This window comes from Pseudomonas sp. XS1P51 (assembly GCF_054897845.1).
Window position 1 is genome coordinate 1,791,939 of record NZ_CM142707.1, and the last position, 24,489, is coordinate 1,816,427.

17 protein-coding genes and 1 pseudogene are annotated in these 24,489 nt (G+C 59.8%); 1 reads left to right on the forward strand and 17 read right to left on the reverse strand.

Annotated features, from left to right (window positions below; translation table 11 throughout):
* Positions 1–47: 47 nt before the first annotated feature.
* The 14 genes from ACYZUD_RS08220 to ACYZUD_RS08285 form a co-directional block, all read right to left on the reverse strand.
* Positions 48–791 carry an SDR family NAD(P)-dependent oxidoreductase gene (locus ACYZUD_RS08220; protein WP_462023497.1) on the reverse strand — a complete coding sequence of 248 codons (744 nt, stop codon included), beginning with the start codon at positions 789–791 and terminating at the stop codon, positions 48–50.
* A 203-nt stretch (positions 792–994) separates the two neighbouring features.
* Positions 995–1,474, reverse strand: a complete 480-nt coding sequence (locus ACYZUD_RS08225) for a nitrous oxide reductase accessory protein NosL (protein WP_462025204.1) — start codon at positions 1,472–1,474, stop codon at positions 995–997.
* Between the two features lie 70 nt (positions 1,475–1,544).
* Positions 1,545–2,375, reverse strand: a complete 831-nt coding sequence (locus ACYZUD_RS08230; RefSeq protein ID WP_462023498.1) for an ABC transporter permease — start codon at positions 2,373–2,375, stop codon at positions 1,545–1,547.
* Positions 2,372–3,295, reverse strand: a complete 924-nt coding sequence (locus ACYZUD_RS08235; protein ID WP_462023499.1) for an ABC transporter ATP-binding protein — start codon at positions 3,293–3,295, stop codon at positions 2,372–2,374. The genes ACYZUD_RS08230 and ACYZUD_RS08235 overlap by 4 nt, the downstream gene beginning before the upstream one ends.
* Positions 3,292–4,581, reverse strand: a complete 1,290-nt coding sequence (locus ACYZUD_RS08240) for a nitrous oxide reductase family maturation protein NosD (protein WP_462023500.1) — start codon at positions 4,579–4,581, stop codon at positions 3,292–3,294. The genes ACYZUD_RS08235 and ACYZUD_RS08240 overlap by 4 nt, the downstream gene beginning before the upstream one ends.
* A 27-nt stretch (positions 4,582–4,608) precedes the next feature.
* Positions 4,609–6,528 carry a TAT-dependent nitrous-oxide reductase gene (gene nosZ / locus ACYZUD_RS08245; protein WP_462023501.1) on the reverse strand — a complete coding sequence of 640 codons (1,920 nt, stop codon included), beginning with the start codon at positions 6,526–6,528 and terminating at the stop codon, positions 4,609–4,611.
* Between the two features lie 55 nt (positions 6,529–6,583).
* A complete protein-coding gene (nosR, locus tag ACYZUD_RS08250; RefSeq protein ID WP_462023502.1) occupies positions 6,584–8,764 on the reverse strand; it encodes a transcriptional regulator NosR in 2,181 nt (726 codons plus the stop codon).
* Between the two features lie 110 nt (positions 8,765–8,874).
* Positions 8,875–10,263 carry an oxygen-independent coproporphyrinogen III oxidase gene (gene hemN, locus ACYZUD_RS08255; protein WP_462023503.1) on the reverse strand — a complete coding sequence of 463 codons (1,389 nt, stop codon included), beginning with the start codon at positions 10,261–10,263 and terminating at the stop codon, positions 8,875–8,877.
* Between the two features lie 22 nt (positions 10,264–10,285).
* A complete protein-coding gene (locus ACYZUD_RS08260; RefSeq protein ID WP_462023504.1) occupies positions 10,286–11,632 on the reverse strand; it encodes an oxygen-independent coproporphyrinogen III oxidase in 1,347 nt (448 codons plus the stop codon).
* A 119-nt stretch (positions 11,633–11,751) separates the two neighbouring features.
* The gene (locus ACYZUD_RS08265; RefSeq protein ID WP_462023505.1) at positions 11,752–12,195 is read right to left on the reverse strand and encodes a CopD family copper resistance protein; all 444 of its coding nucleotides are present in this window, start codon (positions 12,193–12,195) and stop codon (positions 11,752–11,754) included.
* A gap of 144 nt (positions 12,196–12,339) precedes the next feature.
* Positions 12,340–12,780 carry a CBS domain-containing protein gene (locus ACYZUD_RS08270; RefSeq protein ID WP_462023506.1) on the reverse strand — a complete coding sequence of 147 codons (441 nt, stop codon included), beginning with the start codon at positions 12,778–12,780 and terminating at the stop codon, positions 12,340–12,342.
* Between the two features lie 40 nt (positions 12,781–12,820).
* Positions 12,821–13,198: a nitrite reductase small subunit NirD gene (gene nirD, locus ACYZUD_RS08275; RefSeq protein ID WP_462023507.1), complete on the reverse strand. Its 378-nt coding sequence runs from the start codon at positions 13,196–13,198 to the stop codon at positions 12,821–12,823.
* The gene (nirB, locus tag ACYZUD_RS08280) at positions 13,198–15,759 is read right to left on the reverse strand and encodes a nitrite reductase large subunit NirB (protein ID WP_462023508.1); all 2,562 of its coding nucleotides are present in this window, start codon (positions 15,757–15,759) and stop codon (positions 13,198–13,200) included. Before nirB ends, nirD begins: the two co-directional genes overlap by 1 nt.
* 346 nt (positions 15,760–16,105) lie before the next feature.
* Positions 16,106–17,275 (reverse strand): DUF1624 domain-containing protein, encoded by a 1,170-nt coding sequence (locus ACYZUD_RS08285; RefSeq protein WP_462023509.1) that lies wholly within the window; start codon positions 17,273–17,275, stop codon positions 16,106–16,108.
* Between the two features lie 289 nt (positions 17,276–17,564).
* Here ACYZUD_RS08285 and ACYZUD_RS08290 point away from each other — a divergent pair.
* Positions 17,565–19,266 (forward strand): annotated as a pseudogene (locus ACYZUD_RS08290) (dipeptidase).
* 128 nt (positions 19,267–19,394) lie between these two features.
* Here ACYZUD_RS08290 and ACYZUD_RS08295 read toward each other — a convergent pair.
* From ACYZUD_RS08295 to ACYZUD_RS08305, 3 genes are read right to left on the reverse strand one after another with little or no spacing between them, the layout of a single operon-like run.
* Entirely contained in the window at positions 19,395–21,242 is a 1,848-nt protein-coding gene (locus ACYZUD_RS08295) for a hypothetical protein (protein WP_462023510.1), read from the reverse strand.
* Positions 21,242–23,386: a S8 family serine peptidase gene (locus ACYZUD_RS08300; RefSeq protein ID WP_462023511.1), complete on the reverse strand. Its 2,145-nt coding sequence runs from the start codon at positions 23,384–23,386 to the stop codon at positions 21,242–21,244. Before ACYZUD_RS08300 ends, ACYZUD_RS08295 begins: the two co-directional genes overlap by 1 nt.
* Positions 23,365–24,393 carry a trypsin-like serine protease gene (locus ACYZUD_RS08305; protein ID WP_462023512.1) on the reverse strand — a complete coding sequence of 343 codons (1,029 nt, stop codon included), beginning with the start codon at positions 24,391–24,393 and terminating at the stop codon, positions 23,365–23,367. The genes ACYZUD_RS08300 and ACYZUD_RS08305 overlap by 22 nt, the downstream gene beginning before the upstream one ends.
* Positions 24,394–24,489 lie beyond the last annotated feature (96 nt).

Consider the following 24,489-nt stretch of genomic DNA (forward strand, 5'->3'; position numbering starts at 1 on the left):
CCTCGCCGCAGGTAAGCGCCTCTTGCCACAGGGTATGTGTTCACCCTTCAACCCAGGGTATAACCGTTATCAACTTTCCAGTCCTGACCATAAACACCCCGCGCCCCCTGGGACAGCTGAAAGATAATCACATTGGCCACCGCAGACGCATCAAGAAAATGTCCGGGCAACAGGCGTTTCCCAAGGGTGTCGGCGACGTCGTCGAGCTCGCCGTCGCTCAACCCCAGGTGGTCCCACATCGAGGTGGCGGTCGGCCCCGGGGAGACCAGGTTGATGCGCACATCGTAACGGGCGAACTCCACCGCCAGCGTGCGGGCCTGCGCCGCCAGTGCAGCCTTGCTGGCGATGCAGGCAGCCAGCCCCGGAAAGCTCGAACCGGTCAGGAAACTACCGACAAACACCACCGACGCCGGACTCGCCAGCTCACCGCGCAACGCCGCCAGAGTGTTCAACGCCCCGGCACCGTTGACCGCCCACTGGCGCTGGAACGCGGGCATGTCCAGGCTGTCGGCCATTTCGGCAATGCCGGCGTTGGGCACCAGGTAATCCACCCGCCCCAGCGCCGCCGCGCGCCGGGCCAGCCCTTGCAGGTCTTCCTCGCAGGTGACGTCCCCGGCACACCATTGCAGCCGTTCGCCATAGATCTGCTGCAAGGCCGGCAATTCACCAACAGTACGTGACATCGCCAGCACCTTGACCCCACGCGGCAAAAGCGCAGCGCACAAGGCCAGGCCAATCCCGGAGCTGGCGCCGGTGATCACCGCCAAACGATCCTGAAACTCGGTTTGCATCATGTTCTCCTGGGCATCGTTGATGCCAAGCACTGGGGACGTTACAAGCCCCTATCTTTGAACAGACGCAGAAATACCGACTTGACGGCGATCAGATTTTCTCGATGACGGAATACAAAGGATCGCAGCCTGCGGCAGCTCCTACAGGATGTACATCATTCCAATGTAGGAGCTGCCGCAGGCTGCGATCCTTTGATCTTGCTTCACCCTCCGTGCGACATGGCTGGTTGCTGCTGAAGCAACGCCTGGTCGATCTCGCTGAAACGCAACACACGACCGCCCTGCTCGGTGGCGAGCTTGTCGGCAACCTCCCGACTGGAAAAGGACGCCAGCACCACACCCATCGCGCCCTTGAGCTGAGTGCCGACCACGTAGAAGGCATCTTTGGCATCGATCAGTTGGGCATCATCCGGTGCATTCCACGGGCTGCGGCCCATGTCGTGGACATACAACCGGGCATCGCCATGATGATTTTCCGGCTGCAACCACCAACCGATCATCTCCGCCGTGGAGCAGAATTTCTTCACCCCGCTGCGCTCGACCACTTCGCCCTTGGGTCCGGGGAAGCCGTCGATGATCATGCCGCAGACATGGCATTCATCACTGGGATGAAACGCGACGGCGGCGTCGCTGTAGCTGGCTTGCACGGGTTTGTCACAGGCCGCCAGCAGCAGGCAGACCATCAAGCCCGCCACGGCGCGTGCCGTCGTCGAATACAGAGTGCTCACTTTCAGATGCTCCAAAGGTATGAATTCATGTCGCCCGTCGACGGAACAGCAGCCACGCCGTGCCCAAAGGCGCCGCCACCCACAGCAGCAGGCACAGCCAGAGCATCGAACCCGGCACAGGTAAATCGCTGCCCAGCGTCAGCACGCCAGCGGTACTGGCGACGGGGTCAAAACCGGCGAGATTGATCAGCCGATAGACGTCAGCGGGATTGAGCAGCAGCAACCAGGGCAGCACCTTCGGGTTGAACTGGCCTTCGCTGAGCACCAGCAATGCCAGCAGCGCCAGGTCGAACACCAGCACGAAGAAGAACCACACTCCCAATGCCAGCCCGGCGGCCGTGGATTTCTCGGCAGAAATACTGCTCAGCACATAGGCCAGCCCTAGAAAGCCCCAGCCCAGTAATGTCGACGACAGCATGAATCGCCCAAATGCCCAGAGCAGCAGGTCCAGTTCGACGTTCTCCACCAGCACCGCGATGGCGAGCATCGCGCAGCCGAAACCGATCAGCGTCGCCAGCGCGAGGATCAACCCGTGGCCGACGAACTTGCCGAGCAGGATGTGCCCGCGCCCGAGCGGATAAGTCAGCAACAGCAGCAAGGTGCCGCTTTCGTCCTCGCCGACGATGGCGTCATAGGCCAGCAGCAAGGCAATCAGCGGCATCAGGAACGTCGCCAGACTGGCCAGGCTGGCGATGGTGGCAGGCACCGAGGTAAAGCCCAGTTGACCGGAAGCCGCAGCCCCCAACCAGGCGATACCGGTGGCCAACACCGCGAACAACAGGCTGATCGCCAACAACCAGCGATTGCGCAAACCGTCGTTGAATTCCTTGCGGGCCATGTTCCAGATCGGGTTCATACGATCTCTCCACTGGGGGGCGCACCGGCCCGTCCCATGTAATAGCGGTAGATGTCTTCCAGGGACGGTGGGTCGATTTCCACGTCAGCCGGTTCGTCTTCATTGAGCAACTGGCGCAACAGGCCCAGCTTGCTGCCATTGAGCGCGGCCACTTCAAGGCCTTCCGCGCCCCAGCGCTGGGTGACGTGCCCGGCGTTGTTCCAGGATTCCTGCAACGGCCCGGCGTGCTTGAGTCCGTTGGCGCGAATCAGCGTCGGCAACCCGGCTTCTTCCCGCAGACTGCGCAGGCTGCCGAGGGCCAGCAGACGCCCCTGGGTCAGAATCGCCGCACGGTTGATGTGCGCCTCGACCCCCGGCAATACATGGGAACAGAGAATGATGCTGGTGCCCTGGCTGCGCAGCCGGTCGAGCAACCGATACAGGTCTTGAGTGGCGATGGGATCGAGGCCGACGGTGGGCTCGTCGAGCAGCAACAAACGCGGCTCGCCGAGCAAGGCTTGCGCCAGTCCCAGGCGCTGGCGCATGCCCTTGGAGTAGGTCTTGACCCGTCGATGCGCCGCGCCTGCGAGGCCGACTTCCTCCAGCAGCACGTCCACCTGAGCGAACGCTGCGCCCTTGAGCCGGGCGAAATGACGCAAGGTTTCCAGGCCACTCATCTGCGGATAGAAAGTCACGTTCTCCGGCAAATAGCCCAGCAACCGCCGTACGTGCGGGTCACTGGGCAAGCGGCCAAACACCCGGACCTGCCCTTCGCTGGGTTGAAGCAGGCCGAGCACCAGTTTCATGCTGGTGGTCTTGCCGGCGCCGTTGTGCCCGAACAAACCCAGCACTTCGCCTTCGGCCAGGCTCAGGTTCAACTGATGCAGCACGGTGGCGTGCCCATAGCGCTGGCTGACACCTTCCATGTCGATGACATTCATGTGGTCGGCTCCTGAGTCAGGGTGTGCGTGGTGGATTTCATCAGCGGATGGCTGTCGAGTACGCCCGGCGATTTCATCACCGGAAACGCCCGTTGCACCCAGCGCAGCAACTCGATCCCGGGGCTGTTCATCAGCAGGCGCACCTGCGGGTACAGCCACAGCAGGCGGTCGACGTTGTCGTTGGGTTCGTAGGCGATATCGCCCAGGCCATCGTTGTTGCGGTCCCAACCCAGGTAATCGCTCCAGTAATTGCCCCGGCCATCCACCGACCATTCCTGCAAGCGGGTGGCGACGTACTTGACCTGCCGCTGGTTGCCGACAAATGCGTTGTCGGCGATGCGGTTGTCTTCGGAGCCGGCGGTGAGGTGGATGCCCACGGCGCTGTGCTCGAAGTGGTTGTGTTCGATGCTGTTGAACAGCGAGTTGTAGATGAACAGCGCCTTGCCCTCGGCGCCGCTGATCATGCTGTCGCCGGTCGAGCCGTCGCGCACATCGGTGACGAAGTTGTCACGCAAGGTTGAATAGGTGATGTAGTTCATCAGGATGCCGTAGTTCTGATCCTGCTCGGAGCGGTTGCCGATCACCGTGAGCTTGCGGCTTTGCATCAAGGCGTAGCCGGTGCGGGTGCGGCGGGTGGTGTTGCCGATCAGTTGGTTGTCGTTGGCAAACATGTAATGCACGCCGTAGCGCAGGTCTTCCAGGGTGTTGCCCTGCAGCAGGTTGCCGTTGGAAGTGTCGATGTAGATGCCATCGCGGGTATCGCGCACCTGGTTGCCAATGACCCTGGCACCATGCACCGCGTACAAGTGAATGCCGTTGCCACGATCCTGGGAACGCATCGCCGGATCGCCCTGAATGCGGTTGTCGATCAGGCTCACGTCCTGAGTGCCGTCGACCCAGACACCAAAACCCTGGCCCTGCATGCGATTGCCTTTGATCACCGCGCCACGGGCCTTGGGCTGGAGGAACACCGCCGCATTCATGGCCGTGAGGTCGTGCCCCCAGTCCAGAAAGGTGCAGCCCTCGATCCCTACATCCGGTGCGCTGACGATCACCCCGTTGCCCTGCCCTTGCGCCTGGAACACCGCGCCGGGCTCGCAAACAATCTGCATCGGTTGATCGACGCTGAACGAACCACGGTACTCGCCCGCCGGCAGGTGCCAGCGTTGTTCAGCGTCAACCTGCAACGGCAACGCAGTGATGGGTTGCACCGCCAGTGCACTGCCGGACATCAGCAGGAGCGCAAGCGCGATCACCTTGATCGGGTTTCCCTTGATATCGGTCATCGGCCCGCTCCTGTCGATGGGCAACCGTCAGGCCCGCTCGACCTTCATGCGGCCGACCATTTCCATGTGCAACGCGTGGCAGAACCAGCTGCAGTAGTACCAATGCAGGCCGGCCTTGTCGGCGGTGAACGTGATGGACGAGGTTTGCTGCGGGCTGATCTCCATGCTGGCGCCATGGTTGGTCATGACGAAGCCGTGGGACACATCCTCGATCTGGTCGATGTTGGTGATGGTCACGGTCACTTCGTTGCCCTGCTTGACGGTGAACTCGGTCAAACCATAGGCCGGCGCCATGGAGGTCATGTAGACCCGCACATGATTACCGTCGCGGATGACCTTGTTGTCGGTCTCCAGGTTGATCCCGTCCTTCTTGGCCAGCTCCACGGTGGCGGCGAAGTACGGATCGTTGCGGCTCCAGATCTTTTGCGTCTTGATCTGGTCCCGGCGCGCGAGGATGCAATCGTGGGGTTCGGCAAACGCCGGGCCGTCGTGCACCAGCTTCATCTCTTCACCGGAGATATCGATCAACTGGTCGTTTTCCGGGTGCAGCGGCCCGGTTGGCAGGAAGCGGTCCTTGGAGAATTTGCACAACACCACCAGCCACTTGCCATCCGCGTCACTGGTTTCGGTCAGCGACGCATGGTTATGCCCGGGCTGGTAATGCACGTCGAGCTTCTGCTTGATGTAGTTGACCTTCTCGCCCTTGTAGGCGCGTATCGCTTCCTCCATGTTCCACTTCACCACCTGGCTGTCGATGAACAGCGTGGTGTAAGCGTTACCGCGACCGTCGAAGGTGGTGTGCAACGGGCCCAGGCCCAGTTCCGGCTCGGCGATGATGACGTCGCGCGGGTCCTTGAATTTGTCGGCGAACAGGTCGTCCAGGCGGTCGATAGCGATCATCGACACCGTTGGCGACAGCTTGCCGTTGGCAATGAAGTACTTGCCATCGGATGAGGTGTTGAGGCCGTGGGGGTTCTTCGGCACCGGGATATAGCGGGTGAATTCGGAGTCTTTGCCATCGGTTTTACGACCGTCGACCACCGGCACTTTCGAGTCTTCCAGGGTGATGAACTTGCCAGCCTTGATCGCCGCCTCGATGCGCGGAATGTTGAACACCACGACCCAGTCGCGCTCGTTGCGCATCATGCCGCCCAGGTCGTAGGCCTTCTCCGAGTTGTAGCAGGTGGACGCAGCGTACTTGCCGGTGTAATCGGCGTCGGAGTTGTCGAGGTTGCCGTCGACGATCACCTGAAACGCCATTTCCATTTTCTCGGCATCGATGGCGTTGAACATGGTGAAGCTGTTCTTGTCTTGCAGATCGAACGTGTGGCCGTCATTGGGGTGCGGGATGACGAACTCGGCATTGGCGAACACGTACTTGGTGTAGGGCACTTTTTGCAGGCGCAGGCCGTGGATGGCTTGTACGTTCGGCACGGTGAGGATCTTGTCGCACTTCATGATGTCCAGGCGGATGCGCGCGACACGGGAGTTGGCCTTGTCGTTGATGAACAGGTACTTGCCGTCGTACTTGCCGTCCGTCATGGAGATGTGCGGGTGATGGCAATCGCCGTTCTGGAATTTCGCACTGTCGCCCAGGATCCGCTTGCTTTCGTTGGTCAGGCCCCAACCAGTGGCCGAGTCGACGTTGAACACAGGAATACGCATCAACTCGCGCATCGACGGTACGCCCAGCACCCGCACTTCGCCCTGATGACCACCGCTCCAGAAGCCGTAGTATTCGTCCAGCTCGCCGGGGCCGACGTGGACTTTCGCCTGCGCGTCCTTGACCGCTGCGGCCCAGGATTCGCGGCTGAACACCGCGCCGCCCAGTGTCGTGGCCCCCGCCAGCACCGCACCGGTAACGGCGCTGCTGCCCAGAAAACCGCGACGGCTGAGTCCGGTCTGTTCTTCTTCCTGCACCGGTTTGGTGGATTCTGTATCAGTCATGTTGCGTACTCCTTGAAGGGATAAAACGGTCACTGCGGACGTGCGCTCGCGAGCTTCATTCAGGCGCCGTCACTTCCACGACAGGTATCAGTTGCACAGCCACGGGTGCCGGTTTGCCGCGCTTCTTGCGCTTGTTGATCAGCGGCGGGCATTTGTCGTCGTTGTCGTAGGTCATCTGGCAATCGAGGCAGTAGTGGCACTCGTTGGCATTGATCCGGCCATCCGGGTGAATCGCCTGGATTTCGCATTCCTTGGCGCACAACTGGCAGGGGTTGCCGCATTCCTTGCGGCGCTTGAGCCAGTCGAAAAGGCGCAATTTGGTCGGAATCGCCAGCGCCGCGCCCAACGGGCAGATGTAGCGGCAATAGACCTTGCGCATGAAAATGTTGATCACCAGCAGCGCCACCGCGTAGAGCACGAACCACCACTGGCGGTCGAACCTGAGGGTGATGGCGGTCTTGAACGGTTCCACCTCGGCGAACAGTTCGGCGGTGGACATCGATTCCAGGGAGATGCCGAAGAGCAGCAGCAAAATGATGTACTTGATCGCCCACAGCCGCTCATGGACCGCGAAGGGCAATTCGTACTGGGGAATTCTCAGCTTGCGCGCGGCTTCGTTGATCAGTTCTTGCAAGGCGCCAAACGGACACAGCCAGCCGCAGAACACACCACGACCCCACAGCAGAATGCTCGCGGCGGTGAAGACCCAGAGCATGAAGATCAGTGGATCGGTGAGAAACAGCTCCCAGCGAAAGTGCTCGAACAGCGCATGGACAAAGGTCAGGACATTGACCACCGACAGTTGCCCCAAGGCATACCAGCCGAGGAACACTACGGTGAAGATCAGGTAACCACGACGCAGCCAGTGCAAAAAATGCGGCCGGCGAGTGAACTTGTCCTGGAGGAACAGGATGGCCGTCAGCAGCAACAATGCACTCGCGAGGACGGCGATCTGGAAGTGTTTCTGGTACCAGATAGTCAGCCACATCGGCCGGTTGGCTTCTTCGATGGCCGCCAATTCTTCGGCACTGGGTGCAGGTCGTTCGAGGTATTGCTCGGGCAATTGATAAGACAGTTCGAAGCTGCTGAACATGCCGCTGACCGGTCCAGTCTGACGCCGCACCAGCAACTCCAGGGACCAGGGCGATCCCGGATCGAATCCCGCCGGTTTGCGCACAATGAACACCGACATTTCATTGAACTCGGGCATGCCCGGTGCAAACACGTCGGAGAGCCGCTGATGGTCCATGTCGCGAAAGCTGATGACATTACCGAACTGACGCAATTGCACCCGATCGAAAATCCCGCCGCGCACATAGCCCGAGCCCTTATAGGAAAACAACCCGCGACCCAATACTGCGATGGCTTGCTCGCCGGGTTTGAGTTCCTGCATGAGGAAGCGATATTGATTGTCGCCCAGCAGCGCACGGCCAATGCTCGGTGGGTTCAAGTCGGCGGTGTACAGCTCGATAAAGGTGTCATCGACTTGATCCGGGCCGGCGTTGTCGACCCCTTCGGCCTCGGTGCCCTTGAACGCGGCGTCCACCTGTCCACGGGTCAGGTTCAACCGGCGAATGGCGCCGTTGCCGGTCAGTTGCTCCCAGGTGGCGGGCTCGAAAAAGTCCTGGCGCACGGTGGCGGGCTTGTTCACCACCCCGGCCTTGTCCGCGACCAGCTTGAGCGATACGGCCACCTCGTGGGCGGCGCGCATGATGACCTCGTTGACCACCATGGCGGTGACGGTTGCGCCGGCAATGGCATCCACGGTGACGGCGCTCGGGTCGCTGGAATGGCCGACGACCACTCGCTGACTGACCTTGATCCCTTTGTAGCGGGCGCTGAAATCGTGAAGTTTTTCTTCGGGAATGCCGATCAGCAGAATCGGTTCGTGGTGCTCCAGGACATAGGCATCCTGAATCACGCCGGCGGTATCGAGGATCACCTGGGTATTGATCGGCTTGCCCGAGTAGGCCGGAATGTCCACGACATCCAGGCTCTGGAATACATAACCGATGACCTTGCCGGCCGCAGACACTGTGCGCACCTTGAACGTGCCTTCCGGTGCGGAAACCGAATCGGTTTGAGGGAAGACCTTCTCGATACGCTGCTGCTCGATGTCGCCGTAGGACTTGGCCTGCACCACCGCGAACATCGCGATCACCAGCAAGACCATCACCACCAAGCCCACGCGCCAGACGCGCAGGTTGCCATGTATCGAAGGCGGGTGGGTTGTCATGAGTGGGCTGATTTCAAAGGGTCTTGCGGTCATGTTAGGGAGCGTTGCGCGCCCTGCCCTTGATTGAAATCAACTCGATGGAAATCCGTGCGCCAGAGCGTCCCGACACCTCAAACGGTGCGGGAGAACTGACCTTTCTGTGCACCGCCCAGGTAGGCGTCAAACGCCATCGCGACACTGCGCATCATCAAATGCCCTTGCGGCAACAGCACCAGTTCATTGCTGTGAATCTGCAGGAGTCCGTCACGCACATGCTCGTCCAGTTGCGCCAGCGCCTCGGCAAAATACTCGGTGAAGCAGATGCCATGACGCGCTTCGAACTTGGCGAAATCGATCCAGCCATGGCACATCAGGTCGCTGATCACCTCGCGGCGCAGCAGGTCATCGGCGTTCAAGCGGTAACCTCGATGCACCGGCAACAAGCCTTGATCGATACGGGCGTAGTACTGCGAAAGCTCCTTGACGCTCTGGCTGTAGCTGTCGCCGACCTTGCCGATCGACGACACCCCAAGGCCGATCAAGTCGCAGTCGGCATGGGTCGAGTAACCCTGAAAGTTGCGCTGCAGGGTGCCATGGGTGCGGGCCAGCGCCAGTTCGTCGTCCGGCAAGGCGAAATGATCCATGCCGATATAGACATAACCGGCCTCGGTCAGGCGGCGGATGGTCAGCTCGAGCAACTCCAGCTTGCGCTCCGGTGGCGGCATGTCCGCCGGGCGAATCAGCCGTTGTGCGCGCACCAGCTCCGGCAAATGCGCATAGCTGTAGGCGGCAATCCGGTCCGGACGCAGGGCGATGATCTTGCCGAGGGTGACGTCGAAACGCTTGATCGTTTGCAATGGCAGGCCGTAAATCAGATCGACGCTGATCGACTTGAACTGCGCCTCACGGGACGCCGCGACCAGCGCATAAATCTGCTCTTCGCTTTGCTGGCGATTGACCGCGGCTTGTACGTCGGGGTCGAAGTCCTGCACGCCGAAGCTCAGACGGTTGAAGCCCAGTTGGCGCAGCGACTGGATCTGCTCGGTGCTGATGGTGCGCGGGTCGACCTCGATGGAAAACTCATGGTCATCGCTGTCGTCCATGTCGAAGGACTGGTGCAGGCAGTCCATCAGATCGGCCAGTTGTTCGCTGCTCAGATAGGTCGGCGTGCCCCCGCCCAGGTGCAGTTGCGTGAGCTTGCGCGTGCTGTCGAACAAAGCAGCCTGCATCGCGATTTCACGCTTGAGGTACGTCAGGTATTCGACGGCGCGATGGGTTTTCTGGGTAATGATTTTGTTGCACGCGCAGTAGTAGCAAAGGCTTTTGCAAAACGGGATGTGGATGTACACCGACAGCGGTTTCGGCGCAGCGGCCTGGTTGCTGTCGCGGGCGGCACGCTGGTAGTCGTCGACGGCAAACGCCTGATGAAACTGCGGTGCCGTCGGGTAAGAGGTGTAGCGCGGCCCGGGGCGGTCATATTTTTCGACCAGGGCTCGATTGAAATCGAATGAAGGCTTCATGATCAATCAACTCGCAGGTGGGTTAATGCCTTGCACTGCCCACATCCTTTTCAAACAGGCTGCAGATGGCATCCACTTCCTGCCGGCCGGCGGGAAGAATGCTGATGAATCGGTCCGACAACTCAATCAGCCCGTCACGGTTCAATTGCTCGAGCATTGGCCACACCGACGAGAAGTACTGGGGAAACATCAGCCCATAACGCCGCTCGATGGCACGGATATCCAGCTCTTGGTCACACGCCAGTCGCTCCATGACCATCTGCCGAATCTGATCCCCTGCCTCGAAACGCCAGCCTCGACAGGTGGGTAACTGGTCGCTGTCCAACTGATGCTGATAACGCCCGAGCGCGTCGGTGTTTTGCGTATACAGATCGTCGATCTGGCTGATGGCGCCCAAACCGAAACCGACATGGTCGCAATAGCCGTGGCGGGTGAAACCGTCGCAGGTGCGACGCAGCCGGCCTCGTTCCTGAGCGATCGCCAGATCATCATCGGGCCGGACAAACTGCCCCATGCCGATGTAGTGATAGCCCGCGCCAAGCAATTGGTCGAAGCAGATCTGACGCATCGCGCTTTTATCGTCCTGACTGCACAGGGCTCTGACCTTGTCGCCGAGTATAGGCCGATAGCGGCGTGGTGGCCGGGCATAGTCGAAGACCATCAGTCTGTCTGGTTCCAGCCCGATAATCGTCGCCAGCTTCAGGGCGAAACTGTCCGGCGTTTGCCAGGCATGGCCGAAACCCAGGTCGACGTTGATGGAGCGATAACCAAAGGTACGTGCGGCATCGATCAGTGAATTGATCGGCGCCGGGTTCTGATAGCAGGCCACCGACATGTCACAGTCGGTATCGATGTCCGGAACGCCGATGCTGACGTGATTGAAGCCCTGGTCGCGCAGTACGCCCATGGTCGACCAATCGGTATGGTGCAGGTCCACCTCGACGCTGTAGTCGCCGCACTCATGTTCGAGAAAGTTGAATCGGCTGCGCAAATGATTCATCAGCCGCTGAAGATGGGCGATGGTGGGTGTGCCGCCGCCGAGATGAAACTGCTCGACCCGTTGCTCCGCATCGAGGTGACAACCGACGAGGTCGATCTCATGCTCCAGGCGCTGAAGGTACTGCTCGATAGCGCCGTGCTCGCCGGAGGTATCAGGAGCAGAACAAAAAGAGGGCTTGAGGCTGGAAGGCAGCTGCACGTTCAGGGACAGTGGCCGGCGCTTCTGGCGGCTGACGCGCAACGCACGCAGCAAATCCAGAGAGCCGATGCCGCCATGAAATTTTTGCGTGTCGGCATGACAGTTCGGGTCGAGTACGCCCTGATCGCACCGGGCAATCAGCTCGCCGGGGTTATGGAAGAAATCGAGCATGACGGGTCTCCGAGACAGGCTGCGGATCATCAGTGTCCGGGATCGGCGTTCAATGCTCCTTGACCTGCATCAAGCCACAAGCCAAGTGCTTGCAAGGGCAGACCACCGGTCACGAGCGGTCACCACGTCAGGTAAAACATGCCCTTCGCCAACAGGACGATGACGACCATATGGCAGAACAAACTGCCATGGATGAAATGCAGGTATCGGGCGTTCATGCGGCCGCTTTTGAACAAAAACATGGCGACCAGAAAGTGCAGCAGCACGCTCACGGCGACCACGATTTTCAGCATCAACAACGTGCCGAACGATGAAGCCATCGGCGTGGCAAGGGCGGGCAAATAACGCAGCCAGACCATGCCCAGCCCCGCGCCGAATAACACCAGCAACACCCACGGCATCAGCGTGCGAGCCCGGCGGCCGATGCCCTGCTCGACCAACAACATCACCCTGGCGGGTAGCTGCTTGCGGATGCTTTCCAGGAACAGGACTTCGAAGAACACCGTGCCGATAAAGATCAGGGCGGCAAACAGATGCAAGGTCAGGATCAGCGGATAGATCATGGGGGTTTCGCCTTCAAGTCAGGCAACCCGCTCGGCGCAAACCTTTGGTGTGCGCCGCTGGCTGTCGGTGTCTATGGAGACTACAGAGCCCACCGGTCCCTGCGGTTGACTCCAATCAAGAAACCGACAAACCCGCTGATCCGCTCAGTGTCCGCGAATGTAGTGCTCCAGTTGCCGAATCAGATCCGCCTGCTCGACGATGGCTTCTTTCACCAGGTCGCCAATCGACAACAACCCGATCAATTCGCCGTTCTCCAGCACCGGCAGATGGCGCAGATGACTGTCGGTCATGACCGCCATGCAGCGCTCGATGCTCTGCTGACTCTGCGCGGTCACCACCGGCGCGCTCATGATGTCGCGCACCGGCGTACCGACCGACGAACGCCCCTGCAGAACGACCTTGCGCGCATAGTCGCGCTCGCTGATCACGCCGACCACCTGCCCCGCTTCAATGACCGGCAGCGCGCCGACATTCTTCTCGGCCATCAACTTCAGTGCTTCAAGGACCATCTGGTCCGGCGCGATGCTGTGCACGTGCTGGTTTTGCACGACTTTCAATTTCAGTAGCTGTGCGGCTGTTTTCATCAGTGCCTCCGATACCGTTACGCGATGCTGATGCCCAGCCTCAGGCCACCCCGACTTCCACCACGCCGCCGTTCAACCGCACCGGCCAGACACGCAGACGCTGTTGCGGATATTCCAGGCAGCTGCCGTCCTCCAGGCGGAAATGCTGTTTGTAGATCGGCGACGCAACGACCAGATCGCCCTTGATGCTGCCGACCAATCCGCGCCCGATGACATTCGCCCCGGATTGCGGGTCATGGTTGTCGATGGCGTAGAGGGTCTTGCCGTGAACGCTGGGCAGGTAGAACAGCGCCACTTGCGCACCGTCGAGCCAGACGACGACGCCGGAGTTGCACACCAGATCCTGTTGCTCGCACACGGTTTGCCAGACATCGGTGTGTGCCAGGGAATCCATGCGTTGGGTATTGGATTGGCTCATCAGGCAATCTCCTCGGTGACCGGGATAAGGTTGAGTTCGGCGGCCATGATCGGGCGCCGCTGACCGCGTTCCTGGACAAAATGGATGTCTGGGTCCGGGCGTTTATCGTTGACGAAGGTCCGGAAACGCTTGAGTTTTTCCGGGTCTTTGAGGGCGTTGGCCCACTCGCACTCATAGCGGTCGACCACCAACTGCATCTGCGACTCGAGTTCGGCACCGACCCCGAGGCTGTCGTTGATGATCACCTCTTTGAGGTAATCGAGGCCGCCCTCCAGGCTTTCGCGCCACACCGAGGTGCGCTGCAACTTGTCGGCCGTGCGGATGTAGAACATCAGGAAACGGTCGATGTAGCGGATCAGGGTGGCATCGTCGAGGTCGGTGGCGAACAGCTCGGCGTGGCGCGGGCGCATGCCGCCGTTACCGGCGATGTAAAGGTTCCAGCCTTTCTCGGTGGCGATCACGCCCACGTCTTTGCTCTGAGCTTCGGCGCACTCGCGGGTGCAACCGGACACCGCGAACTTGAGCTTGTGCGGCGAGCGCAGGCCCTTGTAGCGGTCCTCGATGGTCAGGGCCATTTGCACGCTGTCCTGCACGCCATAACGGCACCAGGTACTGCCGACGCAGGACTTCACCGTGCGGGTCGATTTGCCGTAGGCGTGCCCGGTTTCGAAACCCGCTTCAATCAGCTCGGCCCAAATGTCCGGCAACTCATGCAACTGCGCGCCGAACAGGTCGATCCGCTGGCCGCCGGTGATTTTGGTGTAGAGGTCGTACTTCTTCGCCACCACACCGATTGCGATCAGCTTGTCGGCGGTGATTTCGCCGCCGGGAATGCGCGGTACAACCGAATAGGTGCCGTTTTTTTGCATGTTGGCCATGAAGGTGTCGTTGGTGTCCTGCAACGGCACCAGCGAGGCGTCCATGATCGGCTGGTTCCAGCACGAGGCGAGGATCGAGCCCACGGCCGGTTTGCAGACATCGCAACCGGTGTGGCCACGGCCATGCCTGGCCAGCAGTTCTTCGAAGGTGATCACCCCTTCTACGCGCACCAGCGCATAGAGTTCCTGACGGGTATAGGCGAAGTGTTCACACAGGCTTTTGTCGACACTGACGCCACGGGCAATCAACTCATGTTCGAAGACTTGCTTGAGCAAACCGGCGCAACCACCACAACCGGTGCAAGCCTTGGTCTGCGCCTTGAGCAGGCCCAGGTCGGTGCAGCCGCCGTCGATGGCCGAGCAGATGGAACCCTTGGTGACGTTGTGGCACGAGCACACCGTGGCCGACTCGGGCAATGCGCCCGGGCCCAGGGTCGGTGCACCTTCGGACGACGGCAGAATCAGGCTGGCCGGTTCCGACGGCAAGGCAATGGCGTTCTGCATGTATTGCAGCAGGGTGTCGTAATAGCTGTTGTCACCAACCAGCACCGCACCGATGACCTGTTTGCCCGTGGCATCCACCACCAACCGTCGATAGCTGGCGCTCGTTTCGTCGATGAACTGATAGCTGCGTGCGCCCGGCGTGCTGCCGTGAGCGTCGCCGATGGAGCCGACATCGACGCCCAGCAGTTTGAGCTTGGTCGACATGTCGGCACCCGTGAACGCATCAGCGACCTCGTTGCACAACTGAGCCGCGACGCTGCGGGCCATCTGGTAGCCCGGCGCGACCAGACCAAAAATGCTGCCATTCCACGCGGCACATTCACCGATGGCGTAGATGTCCGGATCGATACTCCGGCATTGGTCATCAATCACCACGCCACCGCGCGGACCGATGTCCAGCGCGCATTGACGGGCCAGCGCATCTTGCGCGCGGATACCGGCGGAAAACACGATCAGGTCGGTTTCGAGGAACTCGTCATTGGCAAAGTTCATGCGATAGCGATACTGCTCGCCCGCACTGATCGATTGAGTGGCGCGGGACAGGTGCACACCCACACCCAGTCTTTCGATCTGCGACTTGAGCGCCAGGCCACCCATCTCGTCCAGTTGCACCGGCATCAAGCGCGGGGCGAACTCCACCACATGGGCTTCCAGGCCCAGGCTTTTCAGCGCATTGGCCGCTTCAAGGCCCAACAAGCCACCACCGACCACCACACCACGCCGGGCGTTGGCCGCCGCCGCACGAATGGCGTCGAGGTCTTCAAGGGTTCGATACACCAGCCGCGAATCGCCTTCGGCGCCTTCAATCGGCGGCACAAACGGATAAGACCCGGTGGCCAGCACCAATTTGTCGTAAGAGACGCTGCCTTGCGCCGTCATCACCTGGCGACGGTCACGGTCGATTTCCAGCACTGGCACGCCCAGATGCAACGTGACACCCGGCGTCTGGTACAACGCGGCTTCACCAAGGGCCAGCGATTCGGCATCACGCCCCGAGAAATACTCGGAAAGGTGCACGCGGTCGTAGGCACGCATCGGCTCCTCGCTGAACACATGCAGCTGATAGTGATCCAGGGCACCGCGCTCGATCATCTGTTCGACACAATGATGTCCGACCATGCCATTGCCGATCACGATCAGCGTTTGCAGCTTGTTCAACGTGGCAACATTGGAATTCATAAGAAGCACCCGGCTAAGCCCATCACGGTTCAAAAAGCAAAAAAAAACGCCTGAAACCTTGCGGTTCCAGGCGTCTTTGCCTGTTCTTTTGCGGTGTTAACACCAGACGTCTATGCCTGATTCACCGATGTTGCCCACGAATCGATCGTCGTTGACCGAGGGGGCTGCCCACTCGACTGCGTTCATGGTGGGCCTGCCCTGTGCCTTGCAGCGTTTGTGCCAGATCGTGAAAGCGTTGTTTTAGAGGCGTTTGTCGGACGCAGGCCACCGATCAACCTCCAGGTTTTTGCCTTCGCATAGTGCAGACCGTCGTCCCACGGCTTTATAAAAGTGCACTCATGGGGCATTACAGATACTTGAGCCAGGCGATATCCCGGCGTCGAGCCTTCAACCCGGAGAACCAGTTGACCGGACGGTAAAGCGCAATGGCCAGCAACCCTGCCGCAAGCCAGACCGCCCCTACCGAGGCGAACCCGAACCAGGCGCCCTGGTTCAGTCCGAACAGGGCAACCGCGATAACGTACAAAACCTTCAGCGCGTAAAGGTGCAACAGATAGAAGAACATCGGGGCCGACCCGAACACCGTCAAGGGACGCAGCCACCGGCTCTTCTGCTGGTGTTCAAACCACAGGAGCAACAAGCAGCCAACACTCAGGGTCAGCGCAACAAACAGCAGCGACGGCGGGTATTTGGTGACGTTGAAAAAACTCATCAGCGTTTGCAGGGAGGTCTTCTCCACACTCCAGGGTTTCTCGCCATAACCATTGAGCAGCCGCAGCGCAATGAATCCCGCCAGGCCGACGACGCCGCAGAGCAGTAACTTGCGCTGGCGGGCCTTGGCATCCGCCGCTCGCCCGAACCACGGCCCGATGACGTAACCCAGGCCAATGACGCCGATCCACGGCAGCACCGGGTAGGAGGTACGCAGCCGAAACCCTTCGGACAGTTCGATCCAGCCACGGTCATGGAGAATCGCCCACGGCACGTGCATCGCCGATTCGACGGGAAAGTGCAGCGTGTCCAGCAGGTTGTGACCGGCGATGATCGTCAGGCTCAGTAGCAGCAGCACCAGGCGCGGCAGCCAGACCATCAGCGACAGGGCCATCATGCTCAAGCCGATGGCCCATATCACCTGCATGTAAATGACGCTCGGCGGGAACTGGAACGTCCAGGCAAAGTTCACCAGGGTGAACTCAAGCACCACCAGAAACAGCCCTCGCTTGAACAGAAAGCGGCACACATCCGCCTTGCCGGCGTATTTCTCACCGTACAGCCAGGCTGACAGACCGGTGAGCAGCACGAAGACCGGCGCGCACACATGGGCCAGCGTCCGGCTGAAAAACAACGCAGGTTCGGTTGTGGCGATGTCCATTGGATCGGCCACTTGTCGATGCAGGAAGAAGGTTTCACGGACATGGTCGAGCAGCATGAACAGAATCACCATGCCCCGTAATGCATCAATGGAAAGGAGCCGGCCAGTCACGGTGCCGGTGGAACGAGTAAGCGCAATGGTCATGGAGGTTTCGCAACACAAGGGGTGAATAAACATGTCCCGTAGAACAGATTGCCGAGCAGGCCATATTGTTACCCTATAACGTCACAAGCCAAAACCGCTATTTGTAGCGGCTGGCGATTCTTAATTGATCGGCATGAGGTTCAAGCCTCTTTTTCGTTTCTGCGTCGCTTTTGCACTGCTGTGCGACAGATCCCACTTTTGGGGCTCCCCTACCGCTCACCCGTGGTGTTAGCTTGGAAACGTTTTGTTTCATTAATCAAACACTTCTTGCAAAGGAATGCCCCAAGCAATGGACTTCTCACTCAAGCAACTGGCCGCGACAACCCTGATGCTGGCCAGCCTTTCGTCGCTCACCACACCAGCGCACGCCAACATCACCCCGCAACAGAGCGCGACCATCCTCAAGACGTTCAGTGACGCATCGGTCACGGATTTCAGGCAGTTCCTGGCAGGCCTGGCCAAGAGCGACGTGACCAAAAACGACGACCTCGGCCCGGCAATCAGTGCCTTCCTCGACAACAAAACCCTTTCCGCTGACCAGCAGAACGAGATCCATCGCCTGCTTGGCCTCTATGCGCGAGCTGGTGGCAATCCCGACCTTCCGCGTGGACGGCGTTGCCCAGCACGACAATCCTGAATTCATCAAGATTGCCGACAAGATCAAGGGCCTTGCCCAGTCCTTCAACCTGAACTTTCGCAACATCGACAACCGCGTCTATGAAATCTCCCTCTCCGGCGGTGGCGATGAGGTTGTCGGCATTCACGCCCACGCCGACGTGGTGCCCGTGACGCCGGAGAACTGGGTCCTGAAAGACGGCACCCGACTCGATCCGTTCAAGGTCACCCTGGTCGGCGACCGCCTGTATGGCCGGGGCACCGAGGATGACAAGAACGGTATCGTGGTGACGCTCTATGCCATGAAGGTCATCAAGGAAGAGAAACTGCCACTGGCCCGCAACTTCAAGCTGCTGGTCGATACCACCGAAGAAACCACTGGCGACGCCATCCCCTACTACTTCGAACGTAACCCGACGCCCAACTACAACCTGGCGCTGGATGGCGGCTACCCAGTGGTGATTGCCGAAAAAGGCTACGGCACCGTGATGGCCAACTTTGCGCGGCGTACCGCAGAGGGTAAAGGCGCCGAAATCACTGCAATGACCGGTGGCCTGGCCACCAACCAGATTCCGTCGACTTCAGTCGCCACTTTGGTGAGTGACAAGCCAGCCGAGCTGGCCGCCAGCCTGGAGAAGGCCGGCACGGACTACGCCAAGCGCAACGGCGGCAACTTCGAGGTGAGCGCCAAGGTCGCCGGCAAGGACGTCAAGCTTACGGTCACTGGCGTTTCCGCCCACTCTTCCGAGCCAGAGTCAGGCGTCAACCCGGTGGCCAGGATGCTGGACTTCATCAACAGCCTCGACGGGAAGGTTGCGCTCAAGCACAACCACATTACCGACGCCGCCCGCTACGCCGCCGACAACTGGGGACTGGACTACCTGGGCGGCAAATTGGGGGTCGGTTTTTCCGATGCCTTCATGGGGCCGCTGACCGCATCCCTGACGTATGTCGGGATGGATGAAAAAGCCTTCAAGCTTGCGGTCAACCTGCGAGTGCCGAAGGGCAAGTCCCCGGAAACGCTCAAGGCCAAAATTGCCGACAAGCTGGACGCGTGGAGCAAGAAGACCGACGTTGCGGTGGCCTTCGACTACTCGATCGCCGAACCGATGTATCGCAACCCTGAAGGTGAATGGGTCAAGGCCCTGCTGGCCGTGGCCAGCGAAAACCTGGGCATGGAACACAAGTTCGGGACCTCTGCCGGCGCCACCTCGGTCCATGAGCTGCCCAATGGCGTGCAGTTCGGCCTGGCCAGGCCCGAGGTCAAATACACCGGCCACACCGACAATGAGTTCAAGACCGTCGACCAGTTCCTGCTGGACCTGCAGATCGTGACCGAGATGCTGGGCCGCATCGGGCAGTTGCCGAAACTCTGATCCCCCTTTCGGACCCGCTGTTCTGGCGGGTCCACTTCTTTGATGGTCCTGACCCCGTCGGGAAGTCAAACAGCTATGCGCGGGCTGGCGCAATGATAGAAGGCACTGAAGCCTGCACTGCCCGGCTACTAGGAACCGTCATCTCCGACAGATTCGTTCAGAGCATCCAGTTCCGCCTGTTTCTTGCGTAACTGAATCTGCGCATCGATCAACGTACTTTGCGCCTTGATCAGGCTGGCCTGGTTCTCAAGTGAGGTGACTTCTCTTGGCTGCAGGAGTGCCTTCTGAGAGTTGAGCAAGGCGACTTGCGCGTCGTTGAGCGACTTCTGACCCTGTAGATCACGCAGTTCTTCCCCGTTCGCATATAGCTTCAACGCGGTCACTGAGTCGAGCCCGGCATTGACCGTTTCCCCTACCGCGACCGCTTCGGCGCGCGGCTTCTTGTACCCCACTTTTATCAACGTACCGTCCTCGTTGAACGATGCCGACAATTCGTTGTTGGTGAAGGGCCCATTACGCAAGCCCAACGAAGCAAGATGCCCCAACTGTGGAACGGGACGCTCGTCAGTGAACAGCACCGCAGGGTCACTGCCACTCATGCCATGGCATTGTTCGGGACTCGCAATACCTTGCCGTTCCGAGATGAAGCGACAGATACGCAACCGCCCAGGCATTTTTGTTCGATAGAGAATGCCGCAGCGTCGATCCCCCGTGGAGGTGCAAGCCTCGCCCGCATCGAGCGCGAGCGGTGTACGCGAAGGTGACAGTGTATTGGCCGTAACAAGAACTTCTGCACCTTGTAGACGTGTGGTGACGTCCTCGATCTCGTCCAGCGCCAGGCTATTGTCTGTGTTCCAGGCCGCCCTCGCAGTGGAGATGGCGCTCTCGGTATCAACATCCGTCGGATCTCCGTTGGAATCGCTCCAACGTGCCTTGTCCACGATCGAGTCGTCGCAATCGAGCATCAGATCAGGGCCCAAGGTGTGGATCAGCCAACGTGCGCTGCCGCCATCATCGGTGTGGAGGGACCGCAACTGCACGATCGACTGCGGCAACGTCGTACCCGCTACCTCATCGGCAAGGCTGCTATAGACGCCATTGATACCGGGCCCGGACGGTGGAGGGCTTTCCGGCAGCCTTGCGCACGACTTGAATTTGCTCCTGTGCTGATAGGCCAGAACGTCCCGACCCGGTGAGCGCTGCCCCGGGACATAGGTGAACCGGGAAACAACAGTGATCTCGTTCAGGCTTTTGGCGAGCGCTTCGTTTGCAGCCTCCAGTGCTTCCTGAGCCTGCAACTTGCTGCGCCTCAACGCGGCGGCCTGTACCTCCACGCCTGCGTCCCGCGGCGATTCGGGGTGGGCAGTATCGAAATCCGAAACCGCTTTGGTTGCCTTTTTCAGCACGGCCTCTTGCCCCCTGGCCGTCTTGCGCAGGCCAGGTATAGCCGACAGCGTCTGCCGGGCCTGCGAACTGCATGCCAGAAAATAACTCGGTCCCCCTGCCCATTCCGCCACCCCCGACGGAACCGGCAAACCGATCGCAATCTTGCCGACGCTGACGATAGCCTTGAACGCCTGCTGGGCCACATCGGCCGTTCGGTCGTCTACCGTCGCATTAACTGACTTAATGATGCCGCTGGAATATCGCTCCAGATTGAAATCGGTGATTTTGGTGAACGCCGACAGCGACTCGTAATCGATCACTACCTCTTCGCCGGCGACCGTGCGCGGCGCAGCCATTGCGTTGATCTGGAACTCTATCTGCCCAGCCGGCCGGGAGTGTTGCTGATCCGGGAGTTCGGGGCACTGGGTCAAGGTGCGCTTGACCTCCACATCGTAATGAAGCTCCGGCAAATGGTAAATCACACCTTGCGTGGTGCCGGTGTCGGACGGTTTGCGCGATTGAAGATACGTCGTGCAACCAGCGGTTATGATGAATGCTGAAACGACAATGGCGGTACCGAGATGGCGCATTATTGTTGTTCCTCCTGGATTCCGTGCATGTATGAATCCGAACGTATGAATTCCTGCAGGTCATCAAGTGCGACCGCAACGGTTTGGCCCTTCAAGTACCGGGGCGTTACGCCAGAGGCCGTCGTGAGTTCCTCCTTGACCTCGAGAAACACTCGGAAGTCATCCCCTGGTGATGACAAGTAGGGTTTGAGCTCGTCGTGAGGGAAGCACCAGAGCCCACCTGAAGCACTGCGTTTGAGTGCGTACACATGCTGTCCATCGGTTGGCGCACTGCACTCGATGGCGCCCTGTACCTGCAGGCCGCCTAACAGCTCTACCTCTTTGCGCGGCGAGTCGGCACCGTCACCATCCTTGACCAGGATGCGCAGATAGTCCTGATGGAACAGCAGTGCCTTTTCAATATTGACGCGAGACCGCGAGTAGATCCGTAGGGGCTGGCTATCACTCATCCCGAGCGTCTGCATTTTCCCCTGATTGAGTCGGAGCACCCCTTCAAGGATGTCGCCGCTGATGAGAATACGGCGCTTTATGCTGGCGGCGTCCAGCCCGTGACGCGACAACAAAGTCGCGGCAAAGCTCACCATGGCAGTTGCCTGCGATGTGCCGCTGAGCAACTCAACCTGCTCTCCATCCAGCCAGGAGGCAACGTTACAACCCAGTGCGGCGATATCGACCCGTGTCTCGCCATAGTTACTGAAAGGAGTCAGGTAACCGTTGCCATCCTCGGCGGCCACGGAAATAACATTCTCGTTTTTCTCTCCGCCCAGGCTGGCAGGCATGAGCGTGCGATCATTCCCGCGTCTGGCGACCACATCGCGAGCGTCGTTACCCGCCGCCACAACAAACAGGATGTCCTTGTTATCGGCAATGACTCTGCTCAGGTTCAAGTCCGGGTCCGATCCGTAACGGACACTCATGTTGACTATCTGTGGATGACTCATACCAACCCGTAACATGGCCTCATTGACAGCCATGCGGGATATCTGTTTTCTGCCAGCGGACAGCGGGATGATGCGCAGGCGAAGCCAGCTTTCTTCGTCATTGACAGCAAAGAGTGGCGACGCGGGATCCATCCATTGGCCCCCCATGATGGTGCCGACCACATGCGTACCATGCCCTGCGACGTAGCGCGGCTCTTGAACCACCGCCAAGTTGATCAACGGCTCCAGATATGCGCTGTCGGAGATGGGCACCGGCCGTTCGAGTGCCTCCTCCTCACCGGGCAGGCTGCTCAGCCTGAACAACTGCTTGGGAAATTTGCTGGCGAAGGTCAGTTGACCGTGCTCCAGACGTGCGGCGCCGAAGCCATTGTCCAGCACCGCAACCGTTACCTCGTTTCGGATCTTTTTATAGTCCCGGCGCAATATCGATAGCGCACGGCGAATCCGCATCGCATCAAAAGGCGCGGTGATGCTGCCAAGGCAGTCGGGCGGAGGATTCCCGGAGTCGCTTACGGCTGTAACGATCTCATCGAAAAGCTTGGGCTTGCCGACGATCTTCATCGCGGCCAACTTGGTTACCCCGTTCGGCTTGACCGCCAGTGCGGAGACTTCACGTTCGAAAGTGGTCTTGTCGACCGTCGGGGTGAACGTCACGGACTGAGTGGCAAACGATAGAGGCACTTTGAGCCCCGGCTTTACTTGATCCACGTCCTGGAGCTGGAAATACTGCTGCATCTCGACCGTAGTACCCACTCGCCCCGTTTGTTCGAGAAACGTCTTGCTCAGCACACGGTCACGTTCGACGACGAGTTCGGCAGTCTCGTCTCTGACGTAGAAGCAAGCGGGCCAACTCATTCCGTATACCTGTTCACCGATAGGGACGCTCATGTCGAACGTGTCCGCCAAACGGTTCTGCTCACGCCAAACGGCTTCATATTCCGGCTGGCTTTTGCCGCAAAGTATCTCAATGATGCTCTGCGCGCTGGCTTGGTGGGCGGCAGGGTAAGTCGCGCGGTCCAGTTGCCTGGGTTGGGCATGAGTCGCGACATAGGTCACCAGTGCATCGGGCAACTCGGCGCGGGTTGCCCGGAACGTCGAGGAGGTTTCCGTCAGATCGACCGCCGGTAAATTCGGCTGCCCTCTGGATGAATCAGGCGTCCCCAACAACGCGCAGAGCGCTGTCACCAGGTACCGTCGGCGCATACCTTGCCCTCCAGTGGTTTTCCGTCGGACGTTTCAACCAGCAGATGCGCGTTCGGGTTCGCGCCTTTCCAACATGCAAGGAACCTGTGAAACCGCGGGGTCGAGAGCGACGCGAAATGCGACACCACCTTGTTGTTTTCCACGCGTCTCCTGGAGGCGATACCACGGATAGTGCGCGCACTGCCCGGATTCTTTGCACTCACTCCGTTGAACGCCGGCCCACCGGAATCGCCGGTACACAACGCGCTTTGTGTCTTTCCATCCGACTCGCTGGAGAATGAGTCCGCCGCCAAAGCGGCCACCTTGAAATCACCGACAGCCAACTTTTTCTCCATAGGGAGAACGGTAATATTTCCTGTAGACGGGTTGAACGTCCATGAAATACAACCGAAACCGGCAACCAGCAAAACGTCGTCCCTGGCAACCGCGCGCAAATCCAACGAATCCCAGTGCAGCTGTTTGAAATCGGCAGGAATCGGGCCCGAATAAGGCTCGGCAAGGCAAAGTGCGTAGTCTGCAGGGTGACGCACACTGGGCAGGTCTTTCGTCGAGAGATAGGCCGGATCCACCGTGCATCGGTATTTGAATGGGCCAATGGCAATGGGGGAGGCAAAACGGTTGCTGCCCAGAACGACGCAATGCGCGGCGGTCACCAGCACGTACTGCCCGATGAAGGTCGCAGTACAGGTCGATTCCGGATCGATACTTTTGGACTGGCTGATCGCGATGGAGCGCCAGTCGCCGCGCTGAGGCGGCACACCGTGGAAGACCTGAATGTCATTATCTTTAAGGGTCTGGGGCAGCAGCGTGAAGATGACCGGCTCGTCTTCATCCGTTGTATCGACGACGTCGTTATTCTGCCCGGCAAATGCGGGCAGGCTCCAGCCTATGGCTAAAAACGACAAGATGAACGCAGCTTGGGCCCATCGTCCGTGAAACCTGGCCTCCAGGCGCAGCCGACGCCTGCGCGAACCATATCCATCCATGCCCAGGCCCTGTGATTTCATCTTGACATCATCAATATAGATGCACGCCGTTCCTTGTCAAACACGTCCGAATATGCAGGCCCGACCAGGTGCGCCTCTGGCACGACCACGGCGACC